The organism is uncultured Sphingorhabdus sp., assembly GCF_937872355.1.
Classification (GTDB): Bacteria; Pseudomonadota; Alphaproteobacteria; order Sphingomonadales; family Sphingomonadaceae; genus Sphingorhabdus_B.
Genome location: NZ_CALMSV010000026.1, coordinates 1 through 8,318, shown reverse-complemented (window position 1 = coordinate 8,318; position 8,318 = coordinate 1). Strand labels below are relative to the sequence as shown.

Below are 8,318 nucleotides of genomic sequence, written 5' to 3'. Positions count from 1 at the left end.
TCTCGGCTGTACCTGTCAAACCCGTGTGCATTCTTTGTAGCACCGTTCGCACATGGTGATGCGGGCGCCCGCAATATGCCGCGCCCGGCTTCGCCAGGCAAGCTCCACTGCTTCGCTACGCGAGAGCGGGGCGGGCCGCGCCAAGCCTAGCTGCGAAGCAGCGAAGCTTGGTGCCCCTGGCCGGCAGTCACCTATTTCCTTAACTATCCGAATTTATGGCGATTTTAGTCACGGATTGCTGCCGATACCAGCAGAAATACCAGCAAGCTGAGACGCGCGGTACTCGCTGGCAAAAAATAAGCCAGCAGGCTCCCCGGCAGCAGGCGCGCCCCATGCCGTTCTGGTCTCCACAAGCGCCACGACCGGAATCGAACCCGGCTCCGACTCGAATCCCGATAGGATCGCCCAAACTTGATATCGCGAGGTCAAGGGAGCGCCTTGTCATGCGTAGTCTTTACACTTTGCCCCACGATGCCGAGCGAGATACGTACCTCGTGTTGAACGACTTCGGGGCGAGTCGGTTGCGCCTGGCCAGACCAACACTGAAAGCGCCGGCAGCGACCACTACGCCCGCGGCTTCCGCTCGATCGCCTCGACCCTGCTTAACGATGAGGGCACGTCGGCAACCGGAAAGCAGAAAGCCGCCGTGCGCCTCCGTTTGGCGTTTGCGTGATAGTGGTAATGAAATCATGACCGCAGGATCATGCCATGGCTGATGTGCCGAAGCTCGTCGAGGAATTGTGGAGCTTAACGCTGCTCGAAGCTATAGAACTCGCCGAGATTCTGAAGAAGAAGTGGCGACCGCCGGAGGTATCTCTAGCCGATATAAAGCGCTATCTTCCGCATTGGCCCGATGCAGTCATTGAACTGTGGCTGTTCTACCTCGCAAACCGCAGCGCTGGCGATACGGGTTGGCCGCCGCCGGAGCCGCTCGGCAATCACGCATGGGCAGCCATCCTTGGATACAGGCCCCTTTCATGGTGGCGAGAGGTTAGCTGGAAGCGCGAAACGACTGACTGTGGCTTTGCAAATCTCTGCCAGGGTACGAAGGTCATTGTGGCGCAGATATTGATGGAGAAAGCAAGCGGCACCATTGATGAGGAGACCGGGAGGCGATTCAAGAGGGGGGCCGATTACCTGATGAAGAATGGCGTCTTCGAAAAGCCGCTAGTTGCGATAAGGCTTCCCGATGGCTTGAGCATCCTCGACGGTAATCACCGGATAAGCGCATTCTGTGGCCTGCAAGAAACCCCCGCCGAATTACTGGAGCCGCGCGGTTTAAAGAAGCCGGCGCCCGAACAAGACCTATAGATTGGGACGCACAGCGGCGGCGAAGTGCCGCTGGATTATCTGCCTAGCCTTTAGGCCGCGCCGTCTACCGCTTTGATGCCGAGCTTGCCGAGTTCATCGCGGAGGAAATCGAGGTCGCAGCCGGGGCCGGGAAAAACCTCCGTGATCGTGCCATCTGTCATGGCCTTTCGATAATCAAAGCCGAGTTCGAGTCCGGGGGCAAATTCCATTTTCGTGCCATCGGCCAAGACAAAATGTCCCATGCCAATCGCCGAAAGCGAAATACGCAACTCGCGCTCATCAGCATAGCTCTTGTCCTTGACGTAGGTGTAGCGGATCGGATTGGGCATCCGATCGATATTTTCCCGCACCTCTTCCCACGACAAATAATCGACGATTCCGTAGTTTACGGAGAATATCTGCTTGCAGGCGTTTCCCCGGTACAGCAGTCCATTCCTGACGCTCATGATCTCATTGATGACGGCACGCAGCTTCGCGAAATCGAAAGCGATGCCGACTTTACCATGTGCGCTGCCGTTCCCGTACTCGTGCCAGATGTAGTCGGAGTTCTCCAGCGAGAAGCAGCACGCATAGGTCCGGTTTCGGCAGCGGTCATAATAGTCCGCCCCAGAGAAATCGGGTGCCCTTTCGAAGTTGGCGGCCTCATTGGCGGCGCGATCTTGTTGCAACTGCTCACCGTCATGCCCGTCGGCATTCCGGAAGTCCTTGTAGCTATCGACCCGGTTGAAATAGAGGTATCCGCCGCTCACCGACCGGAGCAGGTTCTCAATCGTCATGATTTTGTAAAGCTGTTGCCCGTCCGGCGGTGCGGTCAGCGTTCCGGCGTGCGGTTCGATGGCCCCCAGCGCGGGGTCGAACGGAGCATTATCGGTGTTTTCGGTCATGGCAGCAGTGTGAGGACTTAGCGGCTGCGCAGATCGGCGGCCTAGCTTGCTCTCGTTTCGACCCTCGGCAGCGAAGCATGATATTCATCTATGCTGTTGAGATCAATCATGGTCTTGCCCCCCATCTTGTAGGCCCTGATCCTCTCGTGGGCGATCAGCTCATAAGCTTTAGTTCTTCCAAATTTGCCATAGCGGCAACCATCCTTGAACTCGACGAGCCGGCGCCGCTTGTTGTTATCACTCTCAACCATGAGTCCCTGCAAGCGCTTCGATGATCCCCCGATAAGATCAAAACCGCGCTGAGTGAGATGCGCATATCCATGGCGCGACGCTGTCGGTGCGGGCTCGCCAGAAGACCTACCGTTGTGGTGGCTGACGAGATTCCTGCTGACCCGTTTCGGCGCCATCTACGCGTAACCCAATTGCCATGCATCGATCTAAATTGTCTACGATGCCAAACAAAGGGTCCCCTGATGCCGCCCCCAAGTCCAGAGTGCTGTAGCGTGCAAATCGGATGGACGAGGAAGCGCGGCTCGCGGACGCTTGTATTGTCACCTAGTGCTTTTGACGTGAGAGGTTGCGCTGCATGCTGTGGAACAGGCCTGTGCTGCCAACTGCTCGAAGTTTGATATCGGGGACCTGCTCGCCGGAAATGGAAGGCTACAAGCGGTTGCGATCGAGACGCTTGCCTAACTCTCTCAAACTGGCATCGCGGTGAACTACGCGGAACCAGCCATCGGCTGTGTTTCCAAGAGGCTCCACCATGGCAGCGCCCAAGGTGCGCATGGGGCGTCCATCGACGTAGAGTTCGACACGGAGCATGCCCTGATCCGATGCCATTTGGGCTAACAATGTGATCTGGCCGGTCCGAGCGGTGATCCCTTCTCCGGAAGGATCGATTTCCTCGATTGTGAGGATCCCGTGATCGGCAGGACCGCGTACTACGAGGTGTATTCCCGATTGCATCTCTGAATGTCGTTTAGACGGCCGTCCCATTTCGCCGAACGTAAGGTGTGTCGTGACGGACCGAAGGTGAGGTTGCTGTTCCAACGCTTCACGCGCGCGATCGAATGTGTCGGTGGCCGCGTAGAGGTACCGCGCACTATGAACCGTTTGCTGATGATTGAGGAACAGGACCGCATCTTCATCAATATCGATCGGATTGCCGGACCTGAGGCCGTCTCTGTATCGGAACACTCGCTCCTTTTGATCTGCCTCGAGACTCGCTTGTTCAGCGAACTCATAGCGCTTCACAATTGTCGGGCAGTGCAAGGCAATCATAATCTCTGGTGAGATCGGCAGGACGACTAGTATGCCGTGCGAAGTAAGTCCGAGTTCCCCATAGGGAAAAGCATTCATCACTGCGGTGGGATGATCAGAGATTATGAACCGATGGTCCCCGTTTGCTCGGTATAAGGCGGGATACAGGCGCAGAAGCGCGACGACCTGCTCGCTGCGATCAAGGAATGTCCGTACTGCGCCGAGGCGCAGTGCTGCATCGGGGGGCGTCGCCATGGTCGGATTCTGATCCGGATCGTAGCCGAGCTGCCGTGTGATCTCCCGAAGACGATCAGCGAGGTGCGCCCGCGTGGTTCGACTGAAATGCGTGCGAAGCATCTGGGTGGCGAACAAGTCGGCCAAAGCAAGCCGATCATCCTCGGATAGCCAGGCTAGCGATTTGCGCGAGAGGATCTCCGCAATAAGCAAAGCCGACCGGGTGTCGACTTCCTGGAACAGATCTTCGAAGTTCCACTTGCTGGCGCCGAGACTGATGGTGTTGAAGTCGTTCTCTGAGCCAGCGTTGAGGATCGAAGTTCGGAATGATCGATCCGTTTGTTTGTCGAGCACATAGAGAAAACGGCGCTCCGCGTCCGCAGAGAAATTTCGAAGCTGCGCCTGTGGTACGAAGTGGTGCTTTTTAGAAGGCCGGTTCATTGTCTCTATGCGGTGTATTGACACAGAACATCCGAGTTCCTATCGACGCGAACGTTTCGTAGGTAGCAGCTCACTACACCGCTGCCGGGTAGCATCATCAACCGTGAACTCCTCCGGCGATTTACCACCTAATTCCCGCCTCCTGCCTCGCATCCATAAATTAGCTCGCTCGTCGTCGTAATACCGGGATTGGGCGAGCGCGGCGAGCTCCGCCACGGCTTTTGCCTTCCGCTCGCTTGCTCGATGCTGAACCTCAATCTCTCTTGCTCGGTAATGGAGCGCGCGGACCGCATCCTCGTGACCAGCTTCGCTATCCAAAGCGACCTCGATGGGAGGGCGTCCCCCAGTGTTAGAGTTTGTCGTCACGAGCCAGAGTTCCGCTTCTCTCCCGATCTGTCGAAGCGCGCGATGCTGCAGATCGGCGACGCGGGCAGCTTTATCTGCCTCGATTTTCGCTTGATTGGCGCGTTGACGTTCGGCTTCTTCTGCATGCTTGCGCTCAAGTGCGCGCGCCAGGGCGCCGTGGTAGGGAAGCCCAAAAAGGTCTAAGCGTTCTCGCGGCGAGAACCGGATTTGCGTCGCGATATTATCCAGGTCGTTCGTGAGCGATCGCCACTTCGTTTCATCGAAGTCGATCGCATCACGAGGTGAATGGCCGCGTTCCGGGAGCATTGAACTCCACCATTGTTCAAATACGAAAGCAGCGGTCTCATCCGCTGGAAGAGTGGCAATCAGCTCCTCAACTAATTGACGGAGCTCGCGCGTACGCTTGACCGGTCGCGCGCGGAGCTCGCGCGCCTTATCGATCCGTGCCTGTAGCGTATGTGAGGGCCGCCAAATCTCAGTCGGATCCGAATGAACGAAGCCAAGGCGCTCGAGTTGCGTTAGATATGCTTCGACGGCCTGGAAGGGGGAGTTGAACGGAATCCCGGCCGCTCGCACCCCACATACGATTTCGTCCGAAATGTCAGCAAACGATGAGTCGAGCCATCGTCTGCTTCGGAGTGCCGCGAGCCCATTTCGAGTTCGGAAAGGCGTTTTCGTTGGAGCGAGCAATGCTTCCAGAATAGCCGCTTGCCATTCCGCAACGGCCACTGTGAAGCAACCAGCCCCATATACCGGCAGATTGATGAGGTCGGCGAGGCCGTTTTTCCGGGCCGAAGATTCGCATGCCCCGCTTCCCGGGGATTCTGACGGTGAACGATGGCGATAGGAGCCGCGGTAATTTTCGATTTGCGTCCGCCTCTCCTCTGCTCGCTGTAGCGCTCTCACTTCGAGGCGTGCGCGCGCTTCACGTTCCCGCGGATTGTGCAGCCATGTTCGCGGCGCGTCGTAAAGTATCCGGTCTCCGATCTCGCTGAGCTTGTGGTCGCGGTACTGGGAGAGGTCGATCTCGATTGCGCCGACATCCATCGCTTGGATCCGGGCGATTTTTATTGAGTCGCACGGATGAGTGACCTTGAATTCTACGATGAGCCTGCGATCGCGTAAGAGCAGCACGACGTCGGGAACGATCTGCCCATCTTTGGTTTCTAGGATCGCTCGATCGAAAGTACGCTTCGCCGCCCGGACAACAACTTCGCGATCCTTCTGCTCCTCCACGACCTGCGCTGGCAAAGTAATTTCCAGGCGCTCATCCAAAATGAGTTTCGCAAACTTATGCAGGGCCGTCTCGCCGGCGGACGCGCATGACCGGCCATCTTGCTGAGCATTGTGCGCAAAATGGTGGGCCTGCACATCTCCCTTTTTCGCAACCATCCGCCTTCCGCAGCCGGGACAGACGCAGTTGCAGGCGAGCCCGGAGGGCACCTCGCCAATATGCAGGAGTCGACCATCGGCAGATTCGGCGACGAAAGCGCCGCCTTGCTCCGTACAGGCAAACAGTTCTCTCAGGCGTATAGACATCGTCCGGCTGCTCCCTGGCCGGTATCGCCAGGTGGAGTGTCAGCGCCACTCCATCCATCGTGCTACCCGTGATAGGTTTTCCAAGAATAGATCGAGGTATGCTTCACTGCCCAATGCGAACCCTGCTTTAAGCAGTTGTTGCCTGGTAGGAGTTGATTTCAGCTCGTGTTCTATTGAGCGTCGCCCCTCGCTTCGCCAGCCGATGCGACCGACAGACATCCTAGCCTTCCTGTCGCCGTTCTCCAGTTGATCCTTCAGTGCCCTTTCACTGTTCTCTTCAAGGTGGACCAACGCCCCCAGCGCCTCAAAACGATCGAACAGCAGAGCATTGTCTGTGGGGACGCCCAAAAACGCCGTGCCCCACTCGAAGGATACGTCGAATAGATGGTCGCTGAGTGGTGTTTTTCGGCGGTTGTTGCCTGTCGTGAAACCTTCAACGTTATTCCAGAGATTGTCGTCTGACCCCCTCCAGTCCCACAGGAAGAGCGAATTCACGAGACGTTTTGGGTCCCGCTCGTCCCTAGGCATCGAGAGAGAAAACAGGTCATGCAAGGTCTTCCAACGCTCTGCTCTCGCAAGTCCGAGCCCATATGCAGTCATGAGCAGAACGGCCGGATACGTCCTTAGATCAAGCCATATATTCAGGCCGCTGCCCACCTTGTTCGCCCTGGCAACGACGCCGCGGATCGTATCGGCAATGAGTGCAAGCTCGGCGTCATCCCCCCATCGTCCGAGAACACCAAAGGCTTTCGCGAGCGGCTCGGTAGTGGCCTCATAGAGTTTAAGGCGTCGGCGGAATTCCTCAACGGACCACACACCCTGCGGAGAGAGCTCCTTCGCGTCGAGGCGGTCGAAAAGCTTGTTAACTTCCTGTGTGATGACTTCATCGAGTCGAATGCGAAATTCCGGCCTCGCAACGTACCGCTTGATAGAGCCGACGAGGATATCAATCGTCAGCGGACTCTGCTTCCGAGTCTCGGCGAGTGTTTTCACCAGCTCGGCCAACTTCAGAAAAAAGCTATCGGCGTCGGCAACCGGAATGGTCACAGCCTTACGCTGACTGATGATGGGCTCTGCGCCGCTCCCAACTTTCCCCCGTATGCTCCAGAAAGTAGGGTAACGCCTGTTAGGAGCGCGCAACAATGCTGCCCGTAGCGCGTCATCCCACTCGCCTGACCAACCGCAAACTATAAGACCGTGCTCATCCAAAATGCGGTCGAGCAGCGCATCGTATTGCGGCGGATACACGCCTAACTCTTCGTCGGTATTCAGGATGCGTGCATCCTTGTAGTCACCATGAAGCTTCAGCACGTAGCACGGGCTATGTGTGAGCGGCTCGGCTCCTGACAAGCTGTCGACGGAGGTGACGACAGTTGGCTCAACGCCAACTTCTCGCAGTGCATTTTCTAATAGCCGATCGAAATTGGTCGTTAGTATCACTCGGACATACCCGTCGCGAACCAGGCCCGCGATTGCATGGTGCGCGGCTGTCGGAAGTTTCTTACCCTCTGCACGATCGTCTTCGTCAGGCTCGATGTACGAATGTAAGATGGATCGCCGTTCGGCAGGCGAGGCCGCCAGTCCTGCTAGAATCGCTGAATAATCGGGTTCCGCACCATACGTTTTGCGATACCACGTCGCCCAATCGGACTGATTCTTGACGCCTTGCGCGAGCGCGACTCGTCGAACTAGGTCCAAAGTGATTTCCCATCCAGTTGGAATCCCGGCTGCACGAGAGAGACCAGAGCCGAGAAGCAAAGCATAGACACCCTTGCTCTCGAACATCGAGAATGCGAGCTGAGTAATCGGATCGCTTGATAAAATGCTCATGGCAGGCGCGAATCACTAGGAGGGAAGGGTCCGAGCATAGCAAGATTGCGCAGCAATCAATCGCCGCTCGCGCCTGCTCGGGCGCGCCGCTTCTCGTCGTCGGGTACGAATCGGTCGGCGTACACGACGGACGTGCCGCGCTCGCCGTTGCGGACATTGCCGCCGAGCGCGAGCGCCTGGCGGAAGGTGGGCCCGCTCTGGCCCGAAAAGCCGTGCCGCGGCGCTCCAAAGGATCAGCACGTTGATCCCGGAATAATTCCGCCCGGTCGCGGCGTTTGGCAAGTGGCGCCTTCGCAGCCGCCGTCCTCCAAGGTTGGACCCAGGCACGCGCCCGGCCTCAAGTTCTGCGATGATATTGTCGGTAAGTTCATCGTATAGCTCGCCCGGTCCTGGCCAGCCCGAGCTTGTCAGGTCTTTCTGGACATCGCCGATCTCCGCGACCGGCGCCGGGGC

The 8,318-nt window shown here is 57.6% G+C and carries 6 protein-coding genes and 1 pseudogene; 1 reads left to right on the top strand and 6 read right to left on the bottom strand.

The annotated features are described in order from the left end of the window. The first annotated feature begins 708 nt into the window (after positions 1-708). The gene (locus tag Q0239_RS01095) at positions 709-1,311 is read left to right on the top strand and encodes a hypothetical protein (RefSeq protein ID WP_006022661.1); all 603 of its coding nucleotides are present in this window, start codon (positions 709-711) and stop codon (positions 1,309-1,311) included. A gap of 50 nt (positions 1,312-1,361) precedes the next feature. Here the strand turns inward: Q0239_RS01095 and Q0239_RS01090 are convergent, their stop codons facing one another. The 6 genes and pseudogenes from Q0239_RS01090 to Q0239_RS01065 all read right to left on the bottom strand — a co-directional run bounded on the left by Q0239_RS01090 (position 1,362) and on the right by Q0239_RS01065 (position 8,192). Then, positions 1,362-2,195 (bottom strand): hypothetical protein, encoded by an 834-nt coding sequence (locus Q0239_RS01090; RefSeq protein ID WP_298597044.1) that lies wholly within the window; start codon positions 2,193-2,195, stop codon positions 1,362-1,364. 41 nt (positions 2,196-2,236) lie between these two features. Then, on the bottom strand, positions 2,237-2,602 hold the full coding sequence (locus tag Q0239_RS01085; RefSeq protein ID WP_237863170.1) for a hypothetical protein: 366 nt from the start codon (positions 2,600-2,602) through the stop codon (positions 2,237-2,239). A gap of 253 nt (positions 2,603-2,855) precedes the next feature. Further along, a complete protein-coding gene (locus Q0239_RS01080) occupies positions 2,856-4,130 on the bottom strand; it encodes a DUF4238 domain-containing protein (protein WP_006022658.1) in 1,275 nt (424 codons plus the stop codon). A gap of 39 nt (positions 4,131-4,169) precedes the next feature. Beyond that, positions 4,170-6,035, bottom strand: a complete 1,866-nt coding sequence (locus Q0239_RS01075; RefSeq protein WP_006022657.1) for a hypothetical protein — start codon at positions 6,033-6,035, stop codon at positions 4,170-4,172. A 39-nt stretch (positions 6,036-6,074) separates the two neighbouring features. Next, positions 6,075-7,865: an SIR2 family protein gene (locus Q0239_RS01070; protein WP_006022656.1), complete on the bottom strand. Its 1,791-nt coding sequence runs from the start codon at positions 7,863-7,865 to the stop codon at positions 6,075-6,077. Positions 7,866-7,921: 56 nt separating this feature from the next. Beyond that, positions 7,922-8,192, bottom strand: a pseudogene (locus Q0239_RS01065) (ArdC-like ssDNA-binding domain-containing protein). Positions 8,193-8,318 lie beyond the last annotated feature (126 nt).